Here is a 296-nt window from a genome sequence, read left to right as displayed (position 1 = left end):
CACCCAGACGCACGTGAACCCCAGGACCGACGTGGTGCGCTTGAAACAGGGCGACATCAGCTTCCTGGTGCAACGCTCGCCCAAGGGTCAGGCCGCCGACTTCGCCCGCGATCACGGCCCCTCGGCCAATGGCATGGCCTTCCGCACCACCGACGCCAAGGCGGCCTACGAGGGCGCGGTCCAGCGCGGCGCCAAGCCGGCCGAGGGCGTCAACGGCGGGGCGCTGGGCGACGACTATCCCTACATTCTGGAGGGCATCGGCGGCAGCCTGCTCTATGTCATCGACCAGTATGGCG

General features: G+C 68.9%; 1 pseudogene. It reads left to right on the top strand.

From position 1 onward, the window contains the following. Window positions 1-13 precede the first annotated feature (13 nt). Window positions 14-296, top strand: a pseudogene (locus CVH10_RS19445) (4-hydroxyphenylpyruvate dioxygenase); the annotation flags it as partial.

It is taken from the genome of Halomonas sp. ND22Bw (assembly GCF_003011945.1).
GTDB classification, from domain to species: domain Bacteria; phylum Pseudomonadota; class Gammaproteobacteria; order Pseudomonadales; family Halomonadaceae; genus Halomonas; species Halomonas halophila.
The sequence above is the reverse complement of the archived record's forward strand: the minus strand, read 5'-3'. Positions and strand labels throughout refer to the sequence as shown.